The 24,896-nt window shown below is 73.3% G+C and carries 24 protein-coding genes; 18 read left to right on the top strand and 6 right to left on the bottom strand.

Annotated elements, in window-relative coordinates; translation table 11 throughout:
• Positions 1 to 56 precede the first annotated feature (56 nt).
• The gene (locus tag ACWDY5_RS31260) at positions 57 to 1,967 is read right to left on the bottom strand and encodes a condensation domain-containing protein (protein WP_449725728.1); all 1,911 of its coding nucleotides are present in this window, start codon (positions 1,965 to 1,967) and stop codon (positions 57 to 59) included.
• Positions 1,968 to 2,314: 347 nt separating this feature from the next.
• On the opposite strand from ACWDY5_RS31260, the gene ACWDY5_RS31255 reads away from it, so the two are divergent.
• From ACWDY5_RS31255 to ACWDY5_RS31200, 12 genes are all read left to right on the top strand, one after another.
• Positions 2,315 to 2,596 carry an acyl carrier protein gene (locus tag ACWDY5_RS31255; RefSeq protein ID WP_449725727.1) on the top strand — a complete coding sequence of 94 codons (282 nt, stop codon included), beginning with the start codon at positions 2,315 to 2,317 and terminating at the stop codon, positions 2,594 to 2,596.
• Positions 2,589 to 4,058, top strand: coding sequence for a class I adenylate-forming enzyme family protein (locus ACWDY5_RS31250; protein ID WP_449725726.1), 1,470 nt, complete (start codon positions 2,589 to 2,591; stop codon positions 4,056 to 4,058). Before ACWDY5_RS31255 ends, ACWDY5_RS31250 begins: the two co-directional genes overlap by 8 nt.
• A complete protein-coding gene (locus tag ACWDY5_RS31245) occupies positions 4,055 to 4,885 on the top strand; it encodes a serine aminopeptidase domain-containing protein (RefSeq protein ID WP_449725725.1) in 831 nt (276 codons plus the stop codon). Before ACWDY5_RS31250 ends, ACWDY5_RS31245 begins: the two co-directional genes overlap by 4 nt.
• Positions 4,878 to 5,606 (top strand): alpha/beta hydrolase, encoded by a 729-nt coding sequence (locus ACWDY5_RS31240; RefSeq protein ID WP_449725724.1) that lies wholly within the window; start codon positions 4,878 to 4,880, stop codon positions 5,604 to 5,606. The genes ACWDY5_RS31245 and ACWDY5_RS31240 overlap by 8 nt, the downstream gene beginning before the upstream one ends.
• A gap of 5 nt (positions 5,607 to 5,611) precedes the next feature.
• Complete coding sequence (locus ACWDY5_RS31235) at positions 5,612 to 6,754, top strand: acyl-CoA dehydrogenase family protein (RefSeq protein WP_449725723.1); 1,143 nt, start codon at positions 5,612 to 5,614, stop codon at positions 6,752 to 6,754.
• Positions 6,751 to 7,011 carry an acyl carrier protein gene (locus ACWDY5_RS31230; RefSeq protein ID WP_252481414.1) on the top strand — a complete coding sequence of 87 codons (261 nt, stop codon included), beginning with the start codon at positions 6,751 to 6,753 and terminating at the stop codon, positions 7,009 to 7,011. The genes ACWDY5_RS31235 and ACWDY5_RS31230 overlap by 4 nt, the downstream gene beginning before the upstream one ends.
• Position 7,012: 1 nt before the next feature.
• Complete coding sequence (locus ACWDY5_RS31225) at positions 7,013 to 8,521, top strand: amino acid adenylation domain-containing protein (RefSeq protein ID WP_449725722.1); 1,509 nt, start codon at positions 7,013 to 7,015, stop codon at positions 8,519 to 8,521.
• On the top strand, positions 8,518 to 9,516 hold the full coding sequence (locus tag ACWDY5_RS31220; protein ID WP_449725721.1) for an ABC transporter ATP-binding protein: 999 nt from the start codon (positions 8,518 to 8,520) through the stop codon (positions 9,514 to 9,516). Before ACWDY5_RS31225 ends, ACWDY5_RS31220 begins: the two co-directional genes overlap by 4 nt.
• The gene (locus ACWDY5_RS31215) at positions 9,513 to 10,295 is read left to right on the top strand and encodes an ABC transporter permease (protein ID WP_449725720.1); all 783 of its coding nucleotides are present in this window, start codon (positions 9,513 to 9,515) and stop codon (positions 10,293 to 10,295) included. Before ACWDY5_RS31220 ends, ACWDY5_RS31215 begins: the two co-directional genes overlap by 4 nt.
• 15 nt (positions 10,296 to 10,310) lie before the next feature.
• Complete coding sequence (locus ACWDY5_RS31210) at positions 10,311 to 11,756, top strand: class I adenylate-forming enzyme family protein (protein ID WP_449725719.1); 1,446 nt, start codon at positions 10,311 to 10,313, stop codon at positions 11,754 to 11,756.
• 17 nt (positions 11,757 to 11,773) lie between these two features.
• Positions 11,774 to 12,682, top strand: a complete 909-nt coding sequence (locus tag ACWDY5_RS31205) for a transglutaminase domain-containing protein (protein WP_449725718.1) — start codon at positions 11,774 to 11,776, stop codon at positions 12,680 to 12,682.
• Between the two features lie 136 nt (positions 12,683 to 12,818).
• Complete coding sequence (locus ACWDY5_RS31200) at positions 12,819 to 12,995, top strand: hypothetical protein (protein ID WP_449725717.1); 177 nt, start codon at positions 12,819 to 12,821, stop codon at positions 12,993 to 12,995.
• Between the two features lie 85 nt (positions 12,996 to 13,080).
• Here the strand turns inward: ACWDY5_RS31200 and ACWDY5_RS31195 are convergent, their stop codons facing one another.
• Complete coding sequence (locus ACWDY5_RS31195) at positions 13,081 to 14,235, bottom strand: MFS transporter (protein WP_449725716.1); 1,155 nt, start codon at positions 14,233 to 14,235, stop codon at positions 13,081 to 13,083.
• A gap of 302 nt (positions 14,236 to 14,537) precedes the next feature.
• Here ACWDY5_RS31195 and ACWDY5_RS31190 point away from each other — a divergent pair, with 302 nt between their 5' ends.
• Genes ACWDY5_RS31190 through ACWDY5_RS31180 form a run of 3 tightly spaced genes read left to right on the top strand, consistent with a single transcriptional unit; the run spans position 14,538 to position 17,514 of the window.
• Positions 14,538 to 15,692 (top strand): MFS transporter, encoded by a 1,155-nt coding sequence (locus tag ACWDY5_RS31190; protein WP_449725715.1) that lies wholly within the window; start codon positions 14,538 to 14,540, stop codon positions 15,690 to 15,692.
• The gene (locus ACWDY5_RS31185) at positions 15,689 to 16,639 is read left to right on the top strand and encodes a patatin-like phospholipase family protein (protein ID WP_449725714.1); all 951 of its coding nucleotides are present in this window, start codon (positions 15,689 to 15,691) and stop codon (positions 16,637 to 16,639) included. The genes ACWDY5_RS31190 and ACWDY5_RS31185 overlap by 4 nt, the downstream gene beginning before the upstream one ends.
• Before the next feature lie 23 nt (positions 16,640 to 16,662).
• Positions 16,663 to 17,514 (top strand): alpha/beta fold hydrolase, encoded by an 852-nt coding sequence (locus ACWDY5_RS31180; RefSeq protein WP_449725713.1) that lies wholly within the window; start codon positions 16,663 to 16,665, stop codon positions 17,512 to 17,514.
• A gap of 6 nt (positions 17,515 to 17,520) precedes the next feature.
• Here ACWDY5_RS31180 and ACWDY5_RS31175 read toward each other — a convergent pair whose 3' ends face one another.
• Genes ACWDY5_RS31175 through ACWDY5_RS31165 form a run of 3 tightly spaced genes read right to left on the bottom strand, consistent with a single transcriptional unit; the run spans position 17,521 to position 19,384 of the window.
• Positions 17,521 to 17,931: an arsenate reductase ArsC gene (locus ACWDY5_RS31175; protein WP_449725712.1), complete on the bottom strand. Its 411-nt coding sequence runs from the start codon at positions 17,929 to 17,931 to the stop codon at positions 17,521 to 17,523.
• A gap of 8 nt (positions 17,932 to 17,939) precedes the next feature.
• Positions 17,940 to 19,022 carry an ACR3 family arsenite efflux transporter gene (arsB, locus tag ACWDY5_RS31170; RefSeq protein ID WP_449725711.1) on the bottom strand — a complete coding sequence of 361 codons (1,083 nt, stop codon included), beginning with the start codon at positions 19,020 to 19,022 and terminating at the stop codon, positions 17,940 to 17,942.
• Entirely contained in the window at positions 19,019 to 19,384 is a 366-nt protein-coding gene (locus tag ACWDY5_RS31165) for an ArsR/SmtB family transcription factor (protein ID WP_449725710.1), read from the bottom strand. Before ACWDY5_RS31165 ends, arsB begins: the two co-directional genes overlap by 4 nt.
• An 80-nt stretch (positions 19,385 to 19,464) precedes the next feature.
• Here ACWDY5_RS31165 and ACWDY5_RS31160 point away from each other — a divergent pair, with 80 nt between their 5' ends.
• Positions 19,465 to 19,887, top strand: coding sequence for an ArsI/CadI family heavy metal resistance metalloenzyme (locus tag ACWDY5_RS31160; protein WP_449725709.1), 423 nt, complete (start codon positions 19,465 to 19,467; stop codon positions 19,885 to 19,887).
• A gap of 31 nt (positions 19,888 to 19,918) precedes the next feature.
• Here ACWDY5_RS31160 and ACWDY5_RS31155 read toward each other — a convergent pair whose 3' ends face one another.
• Positions 19,919 to 22,966, bottom strand: a complete 3,048-nt coding sequence (locus tag ACWDY5_RS31155) for an AfsR/SARP family transcriptional regulator (RefSeq protein WP_449725708.1) — start codon at positions 22,964 to 22,966, stop codon at positions 19,919 to 19,921.
• A gap of 291 nt (positions 22,967 to 23,257) precedes the next feature.
• Between ACWDY5_RS31155 and ACWDY5_RS31150 the strand changes: the two genes are divergently transcribed.
• Complete coding sequence (locus ACWDY5_RS31150; protein WP_283659310.1) at positions 23,258 to 23,434, top strand: FDLD family class I lanthipeptide; 177 nt, start codon at positions 23,258 to 23,260, stop codon at positions 23,432 to 23,434.
• 85 nt (positions 23,435 to 23,519) lie between these two features.
• Complete coding sequence (locus tag ACWDY5_RS31145) at positions 23,520 to 24,890, top strand: lanthionine synthetase C family protein (protein WP_449725707.1); 1,371 nt, start codon at positions 23,520 to 23,522, stop codon at positions 24,888 to 24,890.
• Positions 24,891 to 24,896 lie beyond the last annotated feature (6 nt).

The following is a 24,896-nucleotide window of genomic DNA, read 5'->3' as shown; positions in this document are numbered from 1 at the left end:
GTTGGGTTGGGCGGGCCGGGGCGCGGCGGGGGGCCGGCCGCGGTGCGCCGTCCTGCTCAGTCCACCGGCTCCAGCCGGGCGGCCAGGCTGGCCAGGGACTCGGTGCCGAGCAGCTCGTCGGCCAGCAGCCCGGTGTACCCGCGCCGGGCCAGCTCGGCCAGCACCAGTGGCGCGGCCAGCATCGGCGCGCCCAGCTCGGCCAGGCTGCGGCCCAGGTCCGGGTTGATCTCCGGCAGCACCGCGGTCAGCGCCCCGGCCAGCGCCAGCTCCGCCGGGTCCGCCGGTGGCCGGGGCGGCTGGTCCTGCCCGTCGCCCTCGGCCAGCACCGGGCCGCCCGCTTCGGCGCGCAGGGTGAACCAGTGCGGGGCGAGCAGGCCGGGCAGCTCGCTGAGCTGGTCCAGCACGAACCGGCGCAGCGTGGCCGGGGTGTGCCCGGCCGCGGCGACCACCTCGGCGTGCACCTTGTCGTCCACAATGGACAGTTCAACCGACTCGACCCCCGGGCAGGAGGCCAGCACCTCGGTGGTCAGGCCCAGGTCTGCCCAGGCCTCCGGCAGGGCGACCCAGCCTTCCTTGGGCACCCCGGTCCGCTCGGCCGGCACCGCGAGGTCCTCGCCCGCGGCGGCCGCGCGCAGCAGCTCGCGCATGCGCCGCAACAGGTTTCGCGCGTCCTCCAGGGTGAGCAGGTGGTCGCCCGCGTTGAGGTCCACCCGCAGCATGCCATCATCGGGCTCGATGTCCAGGAACACCGAGCCGCAGGCGCCGGGTGTGGTGTGGCCGCTGAGCTCGTCCTCGCCGGTGGCCACCTCGGTGTCCGGGAAGTAGGACAGGTAGTTGAAGTCCAGCAGCGAGAACGGCTGCACGCCGGTGCGCGCCGCGTGCCGCTGCACGGCCATGTGCAGCGCGCCGGGGTCGTAGCGGCTGAACCGGTAGCCGCGCAGGGTCTCCTCGGAGACCTGGCGGACCAGCTCGTCGAAGGTCAGCCCGGCCTCGGCGCGCACCGGCACCATCACCGGGGCCGAGTACGGGCCGATGCTGGTGCGGGTGCGCGCGGTGGTCCGGTTGGAGACGATCACGTCCAGGCAGAACCGGGTCGCCCCGGTGCGTTCGGCGATCAGGAAGGCCCAGGCGGCCAGCACCACCACCGGCAGGCTCACCCCGTGCCGGGTGGCCATCACCTGGCAGTCGGCGAGCAGTCCGGCCGAGCGCAGCCGCGCCGCGTGCCTGGCCTCGCCGCCCTGCTCGGCGCAGAAGGCGGGCAGCAGGTGCTGCGGGTGCGCGCGCACCACCTCCAGCCAGTGCTCGTGCGAGCGCTGCGCCTCGGCCAGCGCACGCGGCGTGGCCTCCGCGGCGACCTGGTCCAGCGGGTGGTGCCGGGCCGGCGGCAGCTCCTTGCCGCGCAACAGGTCCACCAGCTCCTCCAGCAGCACCGCCATGGCCCAGCCGTCGGCGGCGAGGTGGCTCATGAACAGCGCCAGCACCACCGGCGCCCCGTCCCGCAGCAGCACCATGGCCCGCCACGGCCACTCGGTGGTGACCTCGAACCCGGTGCCGATGAACTCGGTGAGCGCCTGGTGCACCGCGGTCTCCCCGGGCGTGCCGGTGAAGGCGGGGACCTCCTCGCCGGGCACCGTGCAGCGCACCAGCTGCACCACCCGGTGCAGGGCGGCCTCGCCGAGTCCGTCGGCGGAGACCTCGGTCAGCTCGATCGGGTGCTCATCCGGATCGCCGACGAACTGCTCCGGCCGGTCCAGGGAGACGGTGGTCCGCAACGCCTCGTGCCTGCGCACCAGCGTGCGCAGCGCGGTCCGGACCTCCGCCGTGGACACCCCGGCCGGCAGGCGGCAGGAGTCCAGCAGCGGCAGCGAGAAGGAGTGGCGCTCGTGCGGCAGGTGCCGTTCCAGCCAGTGCCACTGCTGTCCGTGGCTCAACGGCCCGGACCTGCCTGCGGGGGTGCTCTCGTTCACGTGTCTCCGTTCCGGATCCCGGCTGCCTGCCGCGGTGCGGGCCGTCGTGCCGGACTTCCACGATCCAAATGTTGCCGTAGCGGATGGCTGTGGCCGAACCGGCCCGGCGAATTATCCTTCACCTGCCCGTGCGGCAAGTGTACAAAAACATCTGGTTTGACCAAGGACGGGGCCGATGGTACGAATGACGTAGGGGGTGTCGTTACCGGAACGACCCGCGCGGCTGAGCCGTCTGGGTGGCGAGTTAACCGCCAGGTGCGCGAATTCCGGCAACACCCGACAAGTGCTGGCGACCACTCGCCGATCCTGCCATCTTCCCAGCTAGTCGCACTGCGGAGGGGACTGTCTTGTCGACCGTCGACACGTTGGACAGCTATCGCCAGGAACTTCTCGACACCGTCGCGGAGATCCTGGGCGAGAAAGTACAGCCGGATGACCACTTTCTTGATGTGCGTGGGGATTCACTCACCGCGGCCATCATCAACGACCGGCTGATCGCCACTCGTGGTCGCGGTGTGGAGCTGTCGCTGTTTTTTGAATCGGAAACTCTCGGTGAACTCGCCGACCACTGGGCGTCATTGCTCACCGAGGCTCAAGCAGTGGAAAGCGAAGCTGTCAATCATGGCTGAGCAACCGGCAGGCTTGCCAAAACTTCTTCTTGACATCGCGGCCGCCTTCCCGGACCGGACCCTGCTGGTGCAGCCGGGCTGGCCGGACGTCTCGGCGCGGGCGCTACTGGCCGCGGTCCAGCGAGCCGCGCTGCGGCTGCGCGAGCACGGCATCGGCCGCGACGACCGGGTGACCATCGAGACCAAGGAGCTGGGCTGGGCGGAGTTCCTGCACGCCTACCTGGCCGTGGTCTGGCTGGGCGCGGTGCCGGTGCTGGCCCCGGAGCCGGAGTTCGCCCCGGCCGCCGAGCTGGGCGCCCGGCACGTGCTCGCGCCGCAGGCCCGCGCCGGTGTGCTGGGCGTGGCCGAGCTGCTGGCCGGGGCGAACGGGCCCGCGGTGGACCTGGCGCCGGTGCCCGCGGCCAACGGCGAGCTGGACGTGGTGTTCACCTCCGGCACCACCGGGGCCTGGAAGCCGGTGGCCTCCACCCACCAGCAGTGGCTGGAGACGCTGCCGATGAGCACCTCCCGCGAGGTGCGCCAGACCAAGGTGGTCGCGCACGGCGGGGTGCCCGCCGCCGCCTCCGCCGGGGTGCACGGGGTGGCCCTGCACCACCTGGCCCGCGGGGTCACCAGCGTGTGGGCGGCCAGCCCGCCCGAGCTGATCGAGGCCTGCGCGCGCACCGGCGCGGTGGAGCTGCACATGACCCCGCACTCGCTGCGCGCGCTGCTGCTGCACGCCGAGCTGATCGGCCCGGAGTGGGCGGCCCAGGTCCGGGTGATCAAGACCGTCGGCGGGGTGGTGCCCAAGCAGGTCGGCTGCCTGGCCATGGAGACCTTCCCCAAGGCCAGGGTGGTGTGCCTGTACGGGCTCACCGAGGCCGGTTCCGCGCTGGGGCTCAAGGTGTTCGACCCGGAGCGCCCGGACTCCATCGGCCGCCCGCTGCCCGGCACCGAGATCCGCGTGGTGGACAACGGGAAGTCGCTGCCGGCCGGTGAGGTCGGTGAGATCGCGGTGCGCCGCCAGGGTGTGCCGCCGCTGCGCTACCTGCGCGAGGGCGAGGGCCTGGACGACATTCACCCGGACGGCTGGGTGTTCACCGGCGACCTCGGCTACCTCGCCCCGGACGGGGAGATCCACCTGGTCGGCCGGTTGAAGGAGCTGTTGTTCCTGGAGACCGGGCGCACCGCGCCGCACGTGATCGAGGACGAGCTGGCCCCGCTGCTGCCGAGGGAGACCGACTTCGCCGTGGTCGGGGTGCCCAGCGCCGGTTCCTGGGACGAGATCGTGGTCTTCGTAGCCGGGACCGACGACGAACGCACACTGTCCATTGTGGACAAGTTGCGGGCGGTGGACGGCAGGTTCGCGCCCGCGCACGTGGAGGTGCTGCCCGAGATCCCGCGCACGGCCACCGGAAAGGCCAAGCGGGGCAAGCTGACCGCGCTGTTCCAGCAGAGCAGGCAGGCGGGGCAGCCGGTATGACCGTCGACCTGGCGCACGAGCGGGACGTGCAGCGGGTGACCTTCCTCGGCCCGGCGCGGGACCGGGTGTTCACCATCCTGCACCTGCCGCGCGAGGGCAGGCCGCGCGGCGGGGTGGTGCTGTGCCCGCCACTGCTCACCGACGCGCTGGCCATCGCCCGCACCGAGCTGGCGCTGGCCCGCGAGCTGGCCGCGCGCGGCATCGTGACCGCCCGTTTCCACTACCGCGGCACCGGGCACAGCGACGGGGCCGACGGCGAGCTGGACCTGGCCACGATGATCGCCGACACCGAACGGGTGGCCGCGGCGGTGTCCGTGCACACCGGCTCCACGCCCGTCGCCCTCGCCGGCAGCCGCCTCGGCTGCTACCCGGCGGCCGCGGTGGCCGCGCGCACCGGCGCGGCGGTGCTGGGCCTGGCGCCCTTCGCCGAACCGGACCACTACTTCAAGCAGGCCTTCCGCACCCGGTTCATGCGGGAGCTGGTGCTCAAGGACCGGGATCGCCGCAGCAGCAAGGAACTCTTCGCCGCACTGGCCGGCGGTGAGACGGTGGACGTGCTCGGCTACCCGGTCACCGCCCGCTGCCACGCCAGCCTGCGCGAGCGACGACTCGGGCAAGAACTCGCCGGTGTCCGCGCGCTGCTGGTCACCGTCGGCGGCGCGGCCGGGCAGAACGCCCCGGTGCACGCGCTGGCCGCCGACAACGTCGAGATCGACGACCTGCCTGCCCCGGTGGACTGGTGGCTGGTCGGCGAGCAGAGCGAGCCCAGTCCCGCGCTGGTGGCGCGCTGCGCCGACTGGCTGAGCGAGAGGTGCGCCGATGCCTGAGGCGAGCACCGACCACGAAATCCCGCTGTTCCTGGCGGCGGGCCAGGACCGGCTCTTCGCCGTGCTCACCGAACCGGTGGCCGAGCCTGACGGCACCGGGGTGGTCTTCGTGCAGGGCGCGGGAATCGCCGCCTTCGGCAACGCCAGGGTGAGCACCGCGCTGGCCCGCGAGCTGGCCGCCTCCGGGCACCACGCGTTGCGGATCGACCAGCAGGGCACCGGGGAGAGCACCGTCTCGGCCGCTTTCGACTTCGACTCCCCGCAGGCCCTGGCGGCCGAGACCGCCGCGGCCTGCCTGCGCGAGCGGGGCGCGTCCCGGATCGTGCTGGTGGCCGAGTGCTTCGGCGCTCGCGGCGCACTGGCCGCGGTCAACCGAGGGCTCCAGGTCGACGGGCTGGTGCTGTTATTCCCGCCGCTGACCGCGGCCACGGAGGCCGAGACCGACCGCGAGGCAAGGGAAACCGCCGCGTTCCTGGCCGAGCTGGCCCCGGCGGTCGAGGCCGGCGTGCCGATGTTCGTGGTCTACGGCGAGCAGGACCTGGACTGGCCCCGCTTCGACACCGCCATGACCGGCCGCTTCGGGCCCGGTTACCGCAGCGAGCTGCCCGCGCTGTCGGTGCGGGTGGAGCCGGGCAAGTTGCACGGCATCGCCAGCGCCGCCGCCCGCGCCGCGGTGCGCGAGCAGGTGCTGGCCGCCATCACCGAGTTCCGGAAGGGGTGAGCGGCGTGGACTTCGCGCCCACCGCGGACCAGCGGGAGTACTGCGCGGTGATCAGCGACCTGGCCGCCGCCCTGCCGCCGCCGCGCGCCGGGGCGGACGGCGCGGTCCGGTTCGACCAGGAGGCCTGGCGGCGCTGCGCCGAGGCGGGCCTGCTTGGCCTGACCGTGCCCGCCGAGCACGGCGGCGGCGGGGCGGACGCGCTCACCGCCGCACTGGCCATGGAGGCCCTCGGCCAGGGCTGCCGGGACAGCGGGCTGATGTTCTCGCTGAACGCCCAGATGTGGGCCGCCCAGCACCCGATCGCCCGCTTCGGCTCCGCTGAGCAGAAGCAGCGCTACCTGCCCGCGCTGTGCGGGGGCGAGCTGATCGCCGCGCACGGCATGACCGAGCCCGGCTCCGGCTCCGACGCCTTCGCCCTGCGCACCAGCGCGGTCCGGGACGGCGACAAGTGGCGGCTGACCGGCTCGAAGCTGTTCGTCACCAACGCGCCGGTGGCCGGGCTGTTCGTGGTCTTCGCCAGCACCGACCGCAACCGCGGCTTTGCCGGGCTCACCGCGTTCCTGGTGCCACGGGACACCCCGGGGCTCAGCGTCGGCCCCGACGAGCGCAAGCTCGGACTGCACGGTTCGCCGATGGCCCAGGTGTTCCTGGACGACTGCGTGCTGGAGGCGGACGCGCTGCTGGGCAAGCCCGGTGGCGGCGCGGCGGTGTTCCTGTCCTCGATGGACTGGGAGCGCACCCTGATCCTGGCCTGCGTGGTCGGCGCGATGGCCCGGCAGCTGGAGGAGACGGTGGCCTTCGCCAAGGAACGCGAGCAGTTCGGCCACCCGATCGGGGAGTTCCAGGCGGTCTCGCACAAGGTGGCCACCATGCGGCTGCGGCTGGAGTCCGCGCGGCTGCTGGTGCGCAGGGCCGCCTGGGCGCTGGACCACCGGGACGACCCCCGGCTGCACGGCGCGCTGGCCAAGCTCGCGGTCAGCGAGTCCTACGTGGCCTCCAGCCTGGACGCGCTGCAGATCCGGGGCGGCTCCGGCTTCCTGGCCGAGTCCGGCCTGGGCCAGGAGCTGCTGGACGCGGTGGGCAGCCGGTTGTACTCGGGCACCTCGGAGACGCTGATGAACCTGGTAGCCAAGAAGGTGGGACTGTGACCGCGCAGACGGTGATCGAGACCTCGGTCCGGGAGTTCGTGCTGAAGAGCCGCCGCTGGCCCGGCCCGGACGTGCCGCTGACCGAGAGCTATCCCTTGCTGGACAACGGGGTGCTGGACTCCATGACGCTGATGGAGCTGGTCGCGCACCTGGAGCGCCAGTTCGCCATCGTGGTGGAGGACGAGGACATCCTGCCGGAGAACTTCGAGGACCTGGCCGCGATCGTCCGCTACGTCCGGGAGAAGGAGGGCAGCTGAGGTGGACTACCTGCTGCACCACTACCTGGACGCCTCGGTCGCGGCCACCCCGCACGCGGTCGCGGTGGTCGACGGCGGTGGCGAGCACAGCTACGCGGCGCTGAGCGAGCGCGCCGACCGGATCAGGGGCGCGCTGCACGCCGCCGGGGTGCGGCCGGGTGACCGGGTGGGCGTCCACGCGGAGAAGTCCGTGGACACCGTCGCCGCGATCTACGCGGTGCTGCGGGCCGGCGCGACCTACGTCTGCCTCGACCCGCAGGCGCCCCCGGCCCGGCTGGCCACCGTGGTCGCCGACGGCGGGCTCACCGCGGTGCTGGCCGACGAGCCCCGGCTCGGCACGATTCCCGGGGCCAGGGTGCTCCCGCTGGCCGAGGCGGTCACCGCCGAGCCGCACACCGGACCCGCGCCCGCCACCGAGGGCGACCTGGCCTACCTGATCTACACCTCCGGCTCCACCGGCGCGCCCAAGGGCGTGATGCTCAGCCACCGCAACGCGATGGCCTTCGTGGACTGGGCGGTGGCGGAGTTCGCCATCACCGCGGCCGACCGGCTCTCCAGCCACGCCCCGTTCCACTTCGACCTGTCCATCCTGGACCTCTTCGCCGCGGCCAAGGCCGGGGCCGCGGTGGTGCTGGTGCCGCCCCGGCTGTCGATGTTCCCGGTGCGGCTCGCCCAGTTCATCGCCGAGCAGCGCATCTCGGTCTGGTACTCGGTGCCCGCCGTGCTCAGCGCACTGGCCACCCGCGCCGGGCTCTCCCCCGGCGCGCTGCCCGCGCTGCGCCTGGTGCTCTTCGCCGGTGAGGTGTTCCCGGTGGACCGGTTGCGCGCGCTGATGGAACTGTTGCCCGGCAAGCGTTTCGCCAACCTGTACGGGCCGACCGAGACCAACGTGTGCACCTGGCACGAGCTGGACGGCCCGCCGCCGCCGGGGGCCACCGAGATCCCGATCGGCCGCGCCATCGCCAACACCCGCGCCTGGGCCGCCGGACCCGACGGGCAACCGGTGCCGCCCGGCGAGGTCGGCGAACTCTACGTGCGCGGGGCCACCGTGATGCGCGGCTACTGGGGCGATCCGGCCCGCAGCGCGGAGAAGCTGGTGCCCAACCCGCTCACCGGCGCCGACGGCGACCTGGTCTTCCGCACCGGCGACCTGGTCCGCGCCGATGACACCGGCAGCTTCACCTTCATCGGCCGCCGCGACGGCCAGATCAAGAAGAACGGCTACCGGGTCGAGCTCGGCGAGATCGAGTCAGTCCTCAATGGACAGTCCTTCGTGGACGAGTGCGCGGTGGTCGCGGTGCCGGACGCGGCGGGCAGCACCCGGATCGAGGCGTTCCTGGTGCTGCTGGGCGAGGCGGGCGTGGAACAGGTCTACGCCGCCTGCCGGGAACGGCTGCCCGGCTACCTGGTGCCCGACGCGGTGCACCTGGTCCCGGCCATCCCGCGCACCTCCACCGGCAAGGTGGACCGGCAGCGGCTGGCGCACAGTGGTGGCAGGCTGACCGGATGATCCGCAGCACCACACCGGCCGTGCTGGTCGAGGGCCTGGTCAAACGCTATCCCCGGCGGGAGGTCCCGGCGGTGGCCGGGCTGAGCTTCCGCATCGCCGAGGGCGAGGTGTTCGGGCTGCTCGGCCCCAACGGCGCGGGCAAGAGCACCACGATCGGCGCGATCACCACCAGGGTGGTGCCCACCGAGGGCGAGATCCGCATCGCCGGGGTGGATGTGCGCGCCCGCCCGGTGCAGGCGCGGCGGGTGCTGGGCGTGGTGCCGCAGCACAACAACCTGGACCGGGCCATCTCCATCGAGCAGAACCTGCTCTTCCACGCCCGCTACCACCGGCTGCCCGCCGCCCGCCGCGGCGAGCTGGCCCGTCAGCTGCTCACCGAGTTCGGCCTGGCCGGGCACGCCGGGGAACGGCCGCAGCGGCTCTCCGGCGGCCAGGCGCAGCGGGTGAAGATCGCCCGCGCGCTGATGCACGATCCGGCGGTGCTGGTGCTGGACGAGCCGAGCACCGGCCTGGACCCGGCGGCCCGGCAGTTCATCTGGCAGCGCGTGCGCGAGCTGCGCGCCCGAGGGGTCACCGTGCTGCTCACCACGCACGACATGGTGGAGGCGGCCGAGCTGGCCGACCGGGTCGGCATCATCGACCACGGCAGGCTGATCGCCATGGACACCCCGGCCGCACTGACCCGCACGGTCACCGACGACACGGTGCTGGAGGTGGCCGGCACGCCGGGCCCCGGCTTCGGCCAGGCCGAGCTCGCCGAGCTGCGGCAGGCCGCCGCCGGGCTCGGCGGGGTGCGCGAGGTCGAACAGGCCGAGCTGCGCCCGGAACACCAGCGGCTGCGGCTGCGCCTGATCGCCGACACCGGCACGCCAGGACTTCTGTCCACAGTGGACACACTGCTGGCCGCGCGCGGGGTGGCGCTGGCCGATGTGCACGTGGGCAAGCCCACCCTGGAGGACGTGTTCCTGCGCCTGACCGGGCGGTCCCTGCGATGAGCCGGGCCCTGGACTACACCCGCACCTTCGGCGCGGTGCTGCTGCGTGACCTCTACGTCACCGGCCGTGACCTGTGGAGCTTCCTGGCTCAGGTGCTGCTGCAACCGCTGTTCATGCTGCTGGTCTTCGGCCACGTCATCACCGCGGTCGGGTTCGCCTCGCCCGGCTACGCCAACCTGCTCTTCCCCGGCATGGTCGCCTTCACCGCGGTGCTCACCGGCGTGCAGGGCACCGGGCTGCCGCTGGCCATCGACTTCGCCGCGTTCAAGGAGATCGAGGACCGGCTGCTGGCCCCGTTCCCGCTCGGCCTGGTGGCACTGGAGAAGGTGGTCTTCGGCATGCTGCGCGGGGTGCTGGCCGCCGCGGCGGTGTACCCGGTGGGCTGGCTGGTGCTGGACTCGGTGCCGGTGCGGCCGGCGGGTTTGCCGCTGCTGGTGCTGGTGATCGCGCTGGGCGCGCTGACCGGGTCCGCGCTCGGCCTGGTGCTGGGCACCTGGGTGCCGCCGGAGAAGATCAACCTGCTGTTCGCGGTGCTGCTGCCGCCGCTGCTGTTCACCGGGGCCAGCCAGTACCCGTGGCCCGCCCTGGCCGCGTTGCCCTGGCTGCAGACGGTCTCGCTGTTCAACCCGCTCACCTATGTCAGCGAGGCCGCGCGGGCCGCCTCACTGGCGGACGTCGAGCACCTGCCGGTGTGGCTGTGCCTGACCGTGCTGACGCTCTTTCTCTGTGTGCTGGCCCCGGTCGGGCTGGCCGGTTTCCGCCGCCGGGTGCTGGACTGACCACGAAGGACACCGATGACACCGACACTCGCCGCCGCACTGCACCCCGAGGGCGTGCTGCGCTCGCCCGGCCGGGACGCACTGTCCACAATGGAGCTGATCGGGCTGGCCGACCGGCTGGCCACCGCGGTCCGGATCCCCGGTTCGGCCGCCCCGCAACGGATCTGGCTGGCCACCGACGACCCGGCCCTGCTGCTGCCCGCCGCGCTCACCCTGGCCCACGGGCACTCCTGCCTGCTGGTCAGCGCCGCGCTCAAGCCGCCGGAGTACGACCGCCTGGCCGAGACCACCTGGCCCGACCTGGTGCTCACCGACCCGGGCGCGGCCGGCCTGTGGCAGTGGGCGAAACAGCGGCAGGCCCCGTGCGCGGAGATCGGCGCGCTGCTCGCGGGCGAGACGGTCACCGTCGAACCCGGCGCGGGCGAACCGGGTGCGCCGGGCATCGGCTTCTTCACCTCCGGCACCACCGGCCGCCCCAAGCACATCGGCTTCACCCCGGCCCAGATCGTCACCGCCGCCGGTGGCGTGGCCGACCGGCTCCGCCTCTCCCCCGCCGACACCGGCCTGGCGCTGAGCCCGCTCAACCACACCCTGGGTTTTGTCACCACGGTGCTCGCCCCGCTGCTGCGCGGCGGCCGGGTCACCGTCGGCGGGGTCCGGGACGTGGCCGCGCTGGCCGAGGTCACCGAACGGGACCGCCCGACCTGGTGCGCCAGCGTGCCCGCGGTGCTCAGCCAGCTGCAGCGGCTGAGCGAGTCGGGCCGGATAAGCCTGCCCGCCCTGCGCCTGCTGCGGGGCAGTGCGGCCGCCCTCGGCGCGCGGCGGCAGGTCGCGCTGGCCGAGCACTTCGGCGTGCCGGTGGTCAGCGCCTACGTGATGACCGAGGCGCCCGGCGAGCTGGCCTCCCAGGGCCTGCCGCCGGAGGTCGCCACCCCCGGCACGGTTGGCCACCCCACGCTGTGCGAGATCGAGGTCCGCGACGAGCAGGGCCGGGTGGTCACCGGCGAGCCCGGCGAGATCTGGGCCAGGGGCGCGATCATCTCCGCCGGGGCGCGCACGGCCGGGGGCTGGCTGCCCACCGCCGACCTGGGCGTACGAGCCGCCGACGGCGAGCTCACCGTGCTGGGCCGGCTGGACGACGTGATCAACTGCGGCGGGGAGAACGTGCTCGCCTACGAGGTGGAGAGCGCCGCCCAGTCCTGCCCGGGGGTGACCGAGGCGGTCGCCTACCCGGTGCCGGACGAGCTGCTCGGCGCCACCGTCGGCCTGGTGCTCACGGCCAGCCCCGGGGTCACCAGGTCCCAGCTGCGCAAACACCTGATGGGCCTGCTGTCCACCCAGAAGCTGCCCAGGACCTTCCTCACCGTCGAGGACATCCCGCGCACCCCCCGCGGCAAGATCAGCCGCCGCCAACTGCACACCCAACTGGCCGCGCTCGCCTCGGTCACCGAACTACCCTGACCGGAAAGGAGACCGCGGTGAGCACTCCCGTGCGCGAGATCGTGGCCCGCGCCCGCCGCATCCCCGAACACCACCGCAGCTTCACCGAGACCCCGGAGACCGCCACCAAGGTCCACCAGATCCCGCCGGACCTGCTGGCCGAGCTGACCGCCGAGGGACTCCCCCGCGCCGACACCCCGGACGGCCCGCGCTACGACAACCACGACCTGGCCAGCATCGCGGTCACCCTGCGCCTGCCCTCACCGCGGTTCATGGGCATGCGCGGCTGGGTCGCGGCCCTGCGGCACGGCACCGCGGGCGTCCCGGTCGACTACGCGGTCCGCCTCATCCCCACCTGCACCGGCGGCTGCCTCGACCCCGGCGCGCCCTACCGGATCCACCCCGGCCTGGCCCCGCTGATCACCGAGCACCCCGCCGACCCGGCCAGGCCGGTGTTCACCATCCGGCACCGCGCCCAAGGCGAAAGCATCGACCTCACCGGAGCGCCACGGGAGCTGATCGAGCTGCTCAGCGAGGTCGAGCACTACCTGGTCCCCTCCCTGGACCTGCGCGAGGACCTGGACTTCGTCCGCCGCACCCGCCTCGCCGACTGCGACCTGGCCGCCCGCTACCTCGCCGCCGAGGCCGTCCGCCTGGGCGTCGAAGCCCGCACCTCCTTCGGCCTCCTGCTGGCCAAGCCCTACTCCACCGGCCACAGCTGGCTGGACATCAAGGTCGGTGACACCTGGCACCCGTTCGACCCGCTGATCGGCAAGATGCTGGCCAACGCGGGCCTCACCCCGCCCGGCGAATGGCCCGCCCACCGCTCCCTTGGCGCCTCGTTCCTGCGCTTCGCCGACGAGCCGGTGGAGCTCCTCGAGCACTGCGGCGCCCCGGTCCGCCTCGGCTTCCCCACCAAGCGGACCCCGGTACCGGATAGTCCGTGACCTGCGCGTAACCCGCCGCGCCGGGGAAGTACGGGAGTTGTTTGTACGGCAGCCGCCCCGACACCAGACAACTCCAGCGGAGGTAGACCTGAGCCGCCCAGGTCCATCCGGGAGACCAGGGTGTGAGGGGTTGAATGTGAACACGACAAGGGTCAGCACGATCGCGACACCGGCGGGACGAGCCTGCCGGGCATGGGACACGGCGGCCGTCATCGGCGGCGGCGCCCCGGCCAACGGACACCGGATGCGGGCGGACACGCAGCAGGTGCTGGCGCACTCCACCGGCGAGCTGTCGCCCCGCGGCCGGTGGTGATCGGCTAGTCGCACTCCGGGCTGGGCGGGCGGCAAGAGGAAGCCGGGTCAGCCGCCCAGCCCGGAGCGCGCGGCCCCCGGGTGGGTCACCGTGCCTGCCGCCAGGCGAGCGGAAGTGCGATCAGCACCACCGCCTGGATCCCGAGCAACGCCGCGACGATGCCCCAACGGTCTGCCAGCAGGCCGGCGCCCAGGGCGACGAGCGCGTAGAGCACACTGCCGAGCAGCGAGGCCAGCGAACCCATCGTCGCGCGTTCCTGGTCAGTGAACTCGCGTTGCAGCAACGTCTGCTGGGCGGTTGCCGACATGCCGTAGGCCGGTGACCCGAGCAGCACGGGTGAGAACACCGTCGGCTTGATCAGCGCCACGAAGTTCGCCACGTTGTCGAACAGCTCCCCGAACAGCAGGGTGCGGGCCGCACCCACCCGGCCGATCACCCAGCCACTGACCCGGAAGCCGAGGAAGGCCACACCGTGGCCGAAGGTGCGCCACAGGCCCAGCGCCCAGAGCGGCCACAGCCCCGCCACAAAAGCAGGCGACAACTGGGCCGCGCTTTCGCCGCTGTGCCGAAGCGCCGACACCAGGGTCATCCGGCGGAGCACCGGATTGCGGCGGATGCCGCGCAGGGCCGATCCGAGGTGCGCCAGCGCGTTGGATGCCCGCGGGCCGTGCACCCGCGGTTCCCGGACCCGCAGGGCGAGGAGCAGGCACAGCACCTGCGGCACGACCGAGAGCACGACCACCGCACGCAGCGACCACGCGCCGGCGACCACGCCACCGATGGGTGCCGCCAGTGCGAGCGCGATCTGGAACATCGAGTTCACCCGGCCCGAGTGCCGGGGGAACTCCTCCGCCCGGCCGGCTTCGAGCAAGGTGTCGTAGAGCAGGGCCTCGTTGTTGCCGCTCCACAGTGCGGTGGCCAGTCCCTCCAGCACCACAGCTGCCAGCAGGAGGCCGTAGCCCGAAGCGCCGGCGTACCCGAGGTGGGCGGCCACCATGACAACCGCACCGGCGATCATGGTGCCGCGCCGGCCGAGGCGGTCGGAGAGCACCCCGGCCGGGACTTCGAACGCCGCCGAAGACAGCATCTTCACCGCCAGCAGGCTGGCGGCGGCGGTGTACGAGCCGGTGACCTGCGCGAAGTAGATGACCATGATCGGCCCGTACAGGCGGAAGTCGCCGAAGAAGTTGAACCAGCTCAGCAGGCGGACATTCCGGTTGACAATGTGATCAGCGGGCACAGCAGAACTCCCGGGAAGGCGAACGGAGACGCCAGGCAGCGCCAAGGGCCGGTGACACGTGTCACCTCGCCCCGGCGACCGGGATGTGCGCTGATTGTGCTGCTACCAGCCCGCGACCGCGGTCACCAAGGGGCGAACGGAAGCTCCGGTCATCGTGATGGCCATCAGCGCTCCTGGAGTTCCCCGGGCGGACGGGATTCCGCAACAGCGTCAAGCTAGCGACCGAGGACCTGTCCGTCCACTGAATCTCGGTCGTGACGGCGGGTGTGGGAGCGCAGGCCACCACCGCTAGGTTCGCGCTCGTGCCGAACTCCGACCGGGCCATGTGGCCGTTGTACGCCGCCGGGTTCACCACCGCCTTCGGCGCGCACGGCATCGCGGCCAACCTGGGCGGCTCCGCCGAGGACGCGGTCACCTCCCTGCTGGTGCTGGGCGGCCTGCTCGCCCTCTACGACGGCGCGGAGGTGGTGCTCAAGCCGGTGTTCGGCTCGCTGGCCGACCGGGTGGGCGGCAAGCCGGTGCTGCTCGGCGGCCTGATCGCCTTCGCCGTGGCCTCCGGCCTGTACGCCGTCGCGGACAGCCCCGGCTGGTTGTGGGCCGCCCGCCTCGGGCAGGGCGCGGCGGCCTCGGCCTTCTCCCCCTCGGCCTCGGCGATGGTCGCCCGGCTGAACCCGGCGGCCAGGCGCGGGCGCGCCTTCGGCAGCTACGGCTTCTACAAGTCCATCGGCTACACCCTCGGTCCCCTGCTCGGCGGGGTGCTGGCCTGGGCAGGGGGCCTGTGGCTGCTGTTCACGGTGATGGCGGCCTGCGCCGCGGCCGTCGCGGTCTGGGCCGCCGTCGCGGTGCCCGCCGTGCCCCCACTGCCCCGCCGACGCCAGACCGTGGCCGACCTCGCCCGCCGCCTGACCGACCGCTCCTTCCTCGCCCCGGTCACCGCCCTGGCCGCCGCCACCGCCGCGCTCTCCGTGGGCGTCGGCTTCCTGCCGGTCTCCGGCGCGGCGGCCGGTCTCGGCGCCATCGCCACCGGCGCCGCGGTCTCCGTGCTGGCCGCCACCGCCGCGATCGTCCAGCCCACCGCGGGCCGTGCCCTGGACGCCGGACGCCTGACCACCCGCACCGGCCTGCGCGCCGGCCTGCTCCTCACCGCGGCTGGCTTGGCCGCCGCGATCCTGCCCGGACTGCTCGGCGTGCTGCTGGCCGCCGCGCTGATCGGCGCCGGCACCGGCCTGATCACCCCGCTCGGCTTCGCCGCCCTGGCCGCGGCCACGCCCGAGGAACGCATGGGGCAGACGATGGGCGCGGCGGAGGTGGGGCGGGAGCTGGGCGATGCCGGCGGTCCGCTGCTGGTGGCGGGGGTGGCGACGGTCTCCACGCTGGCTTCCGGGTACGCGGCGCTGGCGGTCCTGGTGGCGGTGGTCCCGCGCAGAGGAGCGCCACGCTCTACAAAGGAAGGGTGACCCACACCGTTCTGCAGCTGCTCCGCGACCGCAAGCGCCAAGGCAGCACCCCCGGCCACCGCGAGGACAACGCGCGCCTGGTGCTCCTGATCGAGGGCGGCAGCTCGCGCGGCGCCTACTCCAGCGGCATGACCGTGCCCATCGAACAACTGGGCCTGCTGCCGATGTTCGACGCCGTCTACGGCAGCTCGGCCGGTGCGCTCAACGCGGCCTGGCTGCTGTGCGGCCGCGCGGAAAGCACCATGCACGCCTGGTGGGACCCGGTGGTCATGGGCACCACCATCAGCCTCCGGCGGGCGCTGCGCCTGCGGCCCGTGGTGGACACCCGGTTCCTGGTGCACACCGTGTACACCCAGATCATGCCGATGGGATTCCAGGAGATCCTGGACAGCCCGGTGGAGTTCCACCCGATCGCCACCGACGCGCGCACCGGCCAGGCCGTCGACCTGCACCCGCGGCTCCGCGACCAGGCCAGCATCCAGGCCGCGCTGCGCGCCTCCACCGCGATGCCCATCCTCGCGGGTGAGCCGGTCGAGTTCGACGGGCGGTCGCTGGTCGACGCCGGGCTGAGCGAGGCCATCCCGGTGCGCACCGCGCTCGCGCAGGGGGCCACGCACATCCTCGCGCTGCGCACCCGGCGCGCGGATGAGACCTCCGCGCCGCCTTCCCTCGGTGAGCGTCTGGTGGCCTCGCGCTGGTTCGCCCGGCGCGCCCCGGGAGCCCTCGATCCCTGGCTGCGCGGCGATCTCATCCGGGCGGAGGAGGAGCGCCTGCTTTCCTCGCATCCGGCGACCCTGCAGATCCGGCCGCCGCTGGGCAGCGCGCGCATCGGCCGCACCGAGCGCCGTCCGCACCTGCTGCGCGCGGCGGTTGACGCGGGCCGCCAGGCGGCCATGGCCGAGCTGGCAGGCTGTGTCGAAGAACCCCTGTCCGACACCCCGCGATGACGTCGACACCCGAGGAGGTCGCCATGGCCGATCCCGCTCTTGGCGCGAGCAAGACCGTCAGCCTGCCCAGCGGACGGGTGGCCTACACCGAGCGCGGCGACGGCAGGCCCGTGGTGTTCGTGCACGGCCTGCTGGTCAACGCCAACCTGTGGCGCAAGGTCGTGCCCGCCGTCGCGGAGGCCGGTTTCCGTTGCCTCGCACCGGATCTGCCGCTGGGCGCGCACCGGGTGCCGATGCCGGCGGCGGCCGACCTGACGCCGCCCGGCGTGGCCAGGCTGATCGCGGAGTTCCTGGACGCGCTCGACCTGACCGAGGTCACCATCGTGGCCAACGACACCGGTGGCGCGCTCAGCCAGATCCTGATGGCCAACCACCCCGAGCGGATCGGCCGGGTGGTGCTCACCCCGTGCGACGCGTTCGAGGTCTTCCTGCCCCAGCCCTTCACCCGGCTGCCCACCCTGGCCCGGCTGCCCGGCGCGATCTGGGTGGCCAGCCGATGCCTCCAGCTGCCGTTCGTGCGGCGGCGGCCGTCCGCGTTCGGCTGGCTGGCCAAGCGCGGCATCCCGGCCGAGGTCTTCGACTCCTACCTGCGGCCGATCCGCGACAGCGCCGCGATCCGCCGTGACGCCAAGCGTTTCATCACCGGCATCCACCACCGGCACACCATCGCAGCGGCCAAGGCGCTGCCCCGGTTCGACAAGCCGGTGCTGCTGGTCCGCGCGGCCGACGACCGGATCTTCCAGCCTCCGCTGTTCGACCGGCTCGCCGCGATCCTGCCGGACGCGCGGATCGTCACCGTCGCCGACTCCTGGACCTTCATCCCGGAGGACCAGCCCGAGGAGCTGGCCCGGTTGATCATCGAGTGGCAGCGGTGATCGGGGTCAGGTGGCAGGCGAGGTCAGCTCGGCCAGCAGCGCGGTGACCCGGCGGTCGATCTCGTCACGGATCGGCCGGACGTGCTCCACACCCTTGCCAGCCGGGTCGGCCAGCGCCCAGTCCAGGTAGCGCTTGCCGGGGAAGACCGGGCAGGCGTCGCCGCAGCCCATGGTGATCACCACGTCGGCGGCGCGGACGGCCTGCTCGGTCAGCGGCTTGGGGAACTCGCCGGAGAGGTCCAGGCCGAGCTCGGCCATCGCCTCGACCACCGCCGGGTTGATCGAGTCGGCCGGGGCCGAGCCCGCGGAGCGGACCGTGACGCGGCCCTGGGCGTGGTGGTGCAGCAGGGCGGCCGCCATCTGGGAGCGGCCGGCGTTGTGCACGCAGACGAAGAGCACCTCGGGCAGGTCGGACACGGTGGCTCCTAGTTCTTGACGGTGGTGCGCGGGTCTTCGGCGGTGAAGCGGCGGCGGGCGCGCAGGGCGGCGTAGACCAGCGCGACCAGCACCGGCACCTCGATCAGCGGACCGACCACCCCGGCCAGGGCCTGGCCGCTGGTGATGCCGAAGGTGGCGATCGCCACCGCGATGGCGAGCTCGAAGTTGTTGCCCGCCGCGGTGAACGCCAGTGTCGTGGTGCGCTCGTAGGACAGTCCGGCCGCCTTGCCGATGGCGAACGAGCCGAACCACATGAGCAGGAAGTAGGCCAGCAGCGGCAGCGCGATCCGGGCCACGTCCCACGGTTGGCTGGTGATCTGCCCGCCCTGCAAGGCGAAGAGCACCACGATGGTGAACAGCAGCCCGTAGAGCGCGAGCGGGCCCAGCCGCGGCAGGAACCGGTTCTCGTACCAGTCCCGGCCCTTGGCGCGCTCGCCGAAGCGGCGGGTCAGGTACCCGGCCAGCAGCGGGATGCCGAGGAAGATCAGCACCGACCTGGCGATGGCCCAGCCGGAGACCGCCAGATCCGCCTGGGGCAGGCCGAGCCAGCCGGGCAGCACGGTCAGGTAGAACCAGCCGAGCACACCGAAGGCGATGACCTGGAACACCGAGTTCAGCGCGACCAGCACCGCGGCGGCCTCGCGGTCCCCGCAGGCCAGGTCGTTCCAGATGATGACCATCGCGATGCACCTGGCCAGGCCGACGATGATCAGCCCGGTGCGGTAGGCGGGCAGGTCCGGCAGCATCAGCCAGGCCAGCGTGAACATCAGCGCCGGACCGAGGATCCAGTTGAGCAGCAAGGAAAGCAGCAGCAGCCGCCGGTCGCCGGTGACGGTGTCCAGCCGGTCATAGCGGACCTTGGCCAGCACCGGGTACATCATCACCAGCAGCCCGAGCGCGATGGGCAGCGAGATGCCGTCGACCTGCACGGCGTCGATCGCCGCGCCCAGTCCGGGCAGAGCACGCCCCGCGCCGAGGCCGAGCAGCATCGCGGCCAGGATCCAGACCGGCAGGAATCGGTCCACAGTGGACAGTTTGCCCGGCACGCCGGGTTCGGCGACGGCGCTCACGCGGTCGTGGCCTGGGCCGAGGTCATCAGGACCGCGGACAGGGTCTGCAACATGCTCGGCAGCACCCGGTAGTAGATCCAGGTCCCGCGCCGCTCACCGTCGATGATCCCGGCCTCCCGCAACACCTTCAGGTGGTGGGAGATGGTCGGCCCGGTCAGCTCGAAGGCGTCGGTCAGGTCGCAGACGCACGCCTCGCCGCCGGCGTGCGAGGCGATCAGCGAGAGCAGCCGCAGCCGCACCGGGTCGCCGAGGGCCTTGAACACCCTGGCCAGCTCCGCCGACTGGGTCTCGGTCAGCGGCTCGCGCATCAGCGGCGAGCAGCACAGCGTCTCCTGTGCGACCACCGGCAGCTGTTTCGACATATCTCTATCTTGACAGACCTCTATCCAGAGGGCAATGTGGGCCCTGCTTGATTAGATGAACATCTATCCAAGGAGACGTCATGTCCCGTGTCCAGCTGGCCCTGCGAGTGTCCGACCTGGACGCCTCGATCGCCTTCTACACCAAGCTCTTCGGCGTCGAACCGGCCAAGCTCCGCCCCGGCTACGCCAACTTCGCCATCGCCGAGCCGCCGCTGAAGCTGGTGCTGCTGGCGGGCGAGCCGGACCAGGAGACCGCGCTGGACCACCTCGGCGTGGAGGTCGAGACCAGCGAGCAGGTCGGCCAGGCCACCGAACGGCTGGCCGCACTGGGGCTGTTCACCGCGGTGGAGAACGACACCACCTGTTGCTACGCGGTGCAGGACAAGGTGTGGGTGCACGGGCCGGGCCGCGAGCCGTGGGAGGTCTACGTGGTCAAGAGCGACTCGGCCGCCTTCGGCGAGGACGCCCCGCCTGCGGTCCAGGCCGCGGCCTGCTGCAAGTGATCCGACGCCGCCGGTGCCGGCTGGACTGAGCTCAGCTGGCCTCCGGCAGCGCGGACAGCGCGCGGGTCACCTCCGCCGCCTCCGGCGACCCCAGCTCGGTGAGCAGGGCCACCGCCTGGCGGAGGTGCTCCGCGCCGCGCTCGGGGTCGCCGAGGTGGACCAGGCAGCGGCCCATGCCGGTCAGGGCGGCCGCGATCGCGGCGCGGGCGCCGAGGCGGCGGCCGAGGCCGAGGGCCTGGCGGAACTCGCGCAGGGCCTCGGTGTGCCGTCCGGTGGTCAGGTGCAGGGTGGCCAGGCGGTGCCGGGCGGTGGCCTGGCTCAGTGGCTCGTCGACCCCGGCGAAGGAGGTCAGCGCCTGGTCGAGGTGACGTTGTGCGGCAACGGGATCACCCGCCTGGCGGTGGCAGTCGCCGAGGTGGCTCAGCGTCGTGGCCTGGCCGAGCTGGTCGCCGAGCGCGCGGTAGCCGGCCAGCGCCTCGGTCAGCGCGGCGAGCGCCACCGGGAACTCACCGGCCTCGGTGCCCAGGTGACCGATCGCGGCCAGCACGTGCGCCTGGCCGAGCGGGTTGGCCAGCAGGCGGTAGCGGTGCCGGGCATTGCACAGGTGGGCGGCGGCGCCGGGCAGGTCGCCGAGCTGGTGGCGCAGGATGCCCAGGTGCAGCTGGATGTGCGCCTGGCCGAGCGGGTTGCCCAGCAGGCGGTAGCGGCGCTGGGCGTCGCGCAGGTGGTTGGTCGCGGCGTCGGGCGCGCCGGTGGCGGTGTCCAGCACGCCGAGCTCGGTGAGCACGCCGGCCTCGCCACGCAGGTGGCCGAGCGCGCGGTAGCGGACCAGCGCGTCGCCGAGGTCCCGGCGCGCGCCGGGGTGGTCGCCGGTCAGGCGCCGCAGCGTGCCGAGGTTGTGCAGGACGGCGGCACGGGCGGGTTCGTCGCCGATGTCCTCGGCCAGGGCCAGCGCCGCCTGGTGCAGGCTGATCGACCGGTGCCAGTGGCCGCGGCTGCGCAGGTACGGGTGCAGAGCGGTGGTGAGCGAGACGACCAGTGCGGGGTGCGCACTGGCCGAGGGACAGGTGAGGCAGGCGACCAGGTTGTCGCCTTCCCGGTCCAGCCAGGCCAGCGCGCCGGACTCGGTGTCCACCGCGGGGTCGTCCGCGAACCGGCAGGCCAGCGCGGGCACCGCCATCGGCGCGTCCGCGAGCACCCTGGTGCTGATCAGCGCGGTGGTGTCCAGGTAGTACTCCAGCAGCCTGCCCGACGCGGCCGCCCTCGGCGCCGGGTCGTCCTGTTCGGCCAGGGTGAGCGCGTACTCCTTGACCAGGTCGTGCAACAGGTACCGGCCGGGCTCGGACTCGGTGAGCAGGTGGTCGTCGTAGAGCTGTTCGAGCTCCTGGCGGGTCTCCGGCAGCTCCAGTCCGGCCAGTGCGGCAGTGGCGTGCACCTCGATCTCGGTGCCCGGCAACAGGGCCAGCGACCGGAACAGCCGCTGCTGCCCCTCGGTGAGGTTGCGGTAGGACAGCTCGAACGCCGCGGTCAGCGTGACGTTCTCCGCGTGCAGCTCCCCCAGCGTCATCCGCGAGGAGGCCAGCAGGTCCACCAGGTACCGCAGTGTCCACCGTGGACGGTGCCGCAACCGCCCGGCCAGCAATGTGATCGCCAGCGGCAGCCGCCCGCACAGCGCGGTGAGCTCGGCCAGCGCCGCCGGGTCGGGCTCCTGCCGCCCGGCCAGGCGCAGGAACAGGGCTCTGGCCTGTTCGGCGGGCAGCGGGTCCAGCTCCAGGGTGCGCAGGCATTCCAGCGCGGTGAGCCTGCGGCGGCTGGTGATCAGCACCAGGCAGCGGCCAGGACCGGGCAGCAGCGGGCGGAGCTGTTCGTGGCCGGTGGCGTCGTCGAGCACCAGCAGCATCCGCTTCTCCCGCAGGCTGGCCTGCCACCGCGCGGCGCGGGCCGGTAGCCCGTCGGGGATCTCCGCGCCGGGCACGCCCACCGCGCGCAGCAGGTCGGCCAGCGCGTCCTCGGGGGCCACCGGCGGCCGGTCCGCGCTGAAGGCGCCCAGCCGCAGGTAGATCTGGCCGTCCGGGAAGTGCTCGGCCACCGCGCGGGCGGCGTGCACGGCCAGCGCGGTCTTGCCCACCCCCGGCATCCCGTCGATGGCGACGATCTCGCTGTCCTGCCGGTCCGGGTCGGCCGCGCCGGAGGCGGCCACGATGAGCTGCCGCAGCTCGGCGTCCCGGCCGGTGAAGGCACGCACCGCGGCCGGCAGCTGCGCGGGCGCCACCGGGGCGGCGGGTGGCGGGGCGGGCGCGACCCTGATCGTGGTGGGCGCGGGCGGCGGTTCCGGGTCCTCGGCCAGGATCCGCTGGTACAGCTCGCGCAACCCGGTCCCGGGGTCGATGCCGAGCCGGTCGGCCAGCGTGGTCCGCGCGTCCTGGTAGGCCGAGAGCGCCTCGGCCCGCCTGCCCGAGCGGCACAGCGCGAGCATCAGCAGCTCGCGCGGGCGTTCGCGCAGCGGGTGAGCGCTTACCAGCGCGGTCAGCTCGGCCACCACCGCCGCGTGCTCACCGCGCGCCAGCAGCAGTTCGGCCCACAGCTCCTGCGCGGTCAGCCTGCACTCGGCCAGCCGCAGCCGCCTGGTGTGCAGGTACGAGCCCTCCAGGCCGCTGCACGGGTCCCCGCGCCAGCGACGCAGGGCCGACTCCACCGAGGTGGTCGCGGCGGCCAGGTTCCCGGCCCGCCGGTGCTCCCTGGCCGCGGCCAGCTCCTGCTCGAAGGCCAGCGCGTCCACCTGGGACGCCTCGGCGCGCAGCAGGTAGCCGGCGTCGGTGCGCACCACCAGGTCGTCCCGGTCGGCCGAGGGGTCCGCGCGCAGCGCCCGGCGCAACCGGCTGATGTTGGTCTGCACGGTGTTGCGCACGCCCTGCGGCGGCGCCTCGCCCCACACCGCGTCGATCAGCGCGCACACCGGCACCGGCCGGTTCAGCTCCAGCAGCAGCACCGCCAGCACGGCCTGCTGCCGTGGCCAGCCCAGATCGATCTGGTGCGCGCCGCGCCAGGCGGCCACCGGTCCCAGAACCCCGAAGCTCAACTCGTGTTGCTGCGGCCCCACAGCCCACCCCCAAGACGGCACAGTCACTCCCCAGATCGTGACCGCGGTCGCGCCCACCGTAGCCGCAGGCACACGGATCGTGCAGCCCCCAGCGGAACAAGGGGTTTGAACTGGACGGCCAGCGCGGCGACAGCGCTCTGACAGCGCTGTGTACGCGGCCGTCAGCACCGTGTACGCGCCGCGACTTACGTTGGCCACGGCGATGCGAATCGCAGTCAATACGCACCGGCTGATTCCGGCCGGTGAATTCTCCGAAAGGAAAAGGCGAACATGGACGCATTCGATCTGGACGTCAGAATCACCACTCCGGCGGGTGCCGACGGCGCGGCCGGGCCGCTGTCGATCATCAGCAGGCTGACCTGCTCGCGCACCCCGGTCTGTTCCAAGACCACCTGCAAGTGCAGCCAGACCTGCACCCCGATCTGCACCGCGGGCTGCATGCGCTGAGCACGAGGGTGCTGCCGTGTGTGGAAGACACGGCAGCACCCACTCGGCAAAATACCGCATTCGCCACAAGAAAAAGGGGGCATTCGTGCGCCAGTTGTCCGAACACGCCTCGGCCGGCCCGAGCGCCCCGGCACTCGCCTGGCACGGCTCGCTGCCGGGTGCGCTGGCGCGCCGGGCCACCGCGACCGCGCTGGAGATCGCGCGCCGCAGCGCCGACCCCGAGTCGGTCATCGACCTGGTCATGGCCTCCGCCGAGCAGGCGGTCCACCCCTACGGCTGGTCCTATCCCGGCTTCGCGCACGGGCACGCCGGCCTCGCGCTGCTGCACGTGCTCGCCGCCGAGGCGGCGCCGGACGAACCGGGCCGCCGCGGCGCGCTGGACACCGCGTTCACCTACATCCGCGAGGCGGTCGCCGGGACCGCGGGCACCCCGCTGGCCGAGCCGGGGCTGCTCTCGGGCACCAGCGGCCTGGCGCTGGCCCTGGCCGCCTGCGTCCGCGCCGAGGAACGGTTCGGCCCGAGCCTGGACCGGCTGCACGAGAAGCTGGCCGCGCAGGTCATGGACCTGCCGCTGCCCACGGTCGAGCGCGGGGTCAGCGACTCCGACTACGACATGGTCAGCGGCGCCGCGGGCACCCTGTCCTACCTGTGCGGCATCGACTCGCCGTGCCCCGCCGTGCGCGCCGCGGCCGACCGGCTGGTCGACTACCTGGTGTGGCTCGGCGAACCGCCGCGCGACCTGTCGCTGACCCGCCGCTGGCTGATCAGCCCCGAGCAGTGCCGGGGCGAGCGCGACCACCCGTACGGCCACCTCAACGTGGGTCTGGCGCACGGCATCCCCGGCCCGCTGGCAGCGCTGGCCACCGCCTGGCTGGCGGGATACCGGCGGCCGGGCCAGGAGGCCGCGCTGCGCGGGGTGCTGGAGTGGGTGCTGGCGATCCGGCGCGCCGACGGCCACGGCCCGGTGTGGCCGAGCGAGGTGCCCATCGACGACACCGGCGCCGAGGTCCGGCCCAGCGAGCCGCTGGACCAGATCGCCTGGTGCTACGGCACCGCGGGGGTAGCCGTCGCGCTGCTCCCGGTGGCCGAGGCGCTGGGCGAGGAGTCGCTGCGCGCGCTGGCCGTGGCCTCCTTCGAGGCCGTGCTGCGCCGCCTGCCCGAGCGCGCGTCCTTCTCCCCCACCTTCTGCCACGGCCTGGCCGGGGTGCTGGTGCTGTGCCTGGAGTTCGCCGCGCACGGCAGCGAACTGGCCGCCGCCGAGACGCCCAGGGTGCTGGAGCTGCTGCTGGAGCTGGCCGATCCGGACCTGCCGGTGCTCTTCCGCGACGAGGAGGAACCCGGCGTCTTCGTGGACAGCCCCTCGCTGCTGTCCGGTTCGACCGGGATCGCGCTGGCCCTGCTCGCCGCGACCGCGCCGCGCCGTCCGTCCTGGTTCCGCGCCTTCCTCACGAGGTGAGTGCCC

Source organism: Crossiella sp. NPDC003009 (assembly GCF_053591555.1).
Note: the sequence above shows the minus strand (reverse complement) of the source record. Positions and strands in the feature narration are given on the sequence as shown.

Coding starts and splice junctions, on each gene's coding strand:
- ACWDY5_RS31250 (WP_449725726.1), top strand. CDS start 2,589: ATGGCTGAGCAACCGGCAGGCTTGCCAAAACTTCTTCTTGACATCGCG.
- ACWDY5_RS31245 (WP_449725725.1), top strand. CDS start 4,055: ATGACCGTCGACCTGGCGCACGAGCGGGACGTGCAGCGGGTGACCTTC.
- ACWDY5_RS31240 (WP_449725724.1), top strand. CDS start 4,878: ATGCCTGAGGCGAGCACCGACCACGAAATCCCGCTGTTCCTGGCGGCG.
- ACWDY5_RS31220 (WP_449725721.1), top strand. CDS start 8,518: ATGATCCGCAGCACCACACCGGCCGTGCTGGTCGAGGGCCTGGTCAAA.
- ACWDY5_RS31215 (WP_449725720.1), top strand. CDS start 9,513: ATGAGCCGGGCCCTGGACTACACCCGCACCTTCGGCGCGGTGCTGCTG.
- ACWDY5_RS31210 (WP_449725719.1), top strand. CDS start 10,311: ATGACACCGACACTCGCCGCCGCACTGCACCCCGAGGGCGTGCTGCGC.
- ACWDY5_RS31180 (WP_449725713.1), top strand. CDS start 16,663: ATGGCCGATCCCGCTCTTGGCGCGAGCAAGACCGTCAGCCTGCCCAGC.
- ACWDY5_RS31165 (WP_449725710.1), bottom strand. CDS start 19,384: ATGTCGAAACAGCTGCCGGTGGTCGCACAGGAGACGCTGTGCTGCTCG.
- ACWDY5_RS31160 (WP_449725709.1), top strand. CDS start 19,465: ATGTCCCGTGTCCAGCTGGCCCTGCGAGTGTCCGACCTGGACGCCTCG.
- ACWDY5_RS31150 (WP_283659310.1), top strand. CDS start 23,258: ATGGACGCATTCGATCTGGACGTCAGAATCACCACTCCGGCGGGTGCC.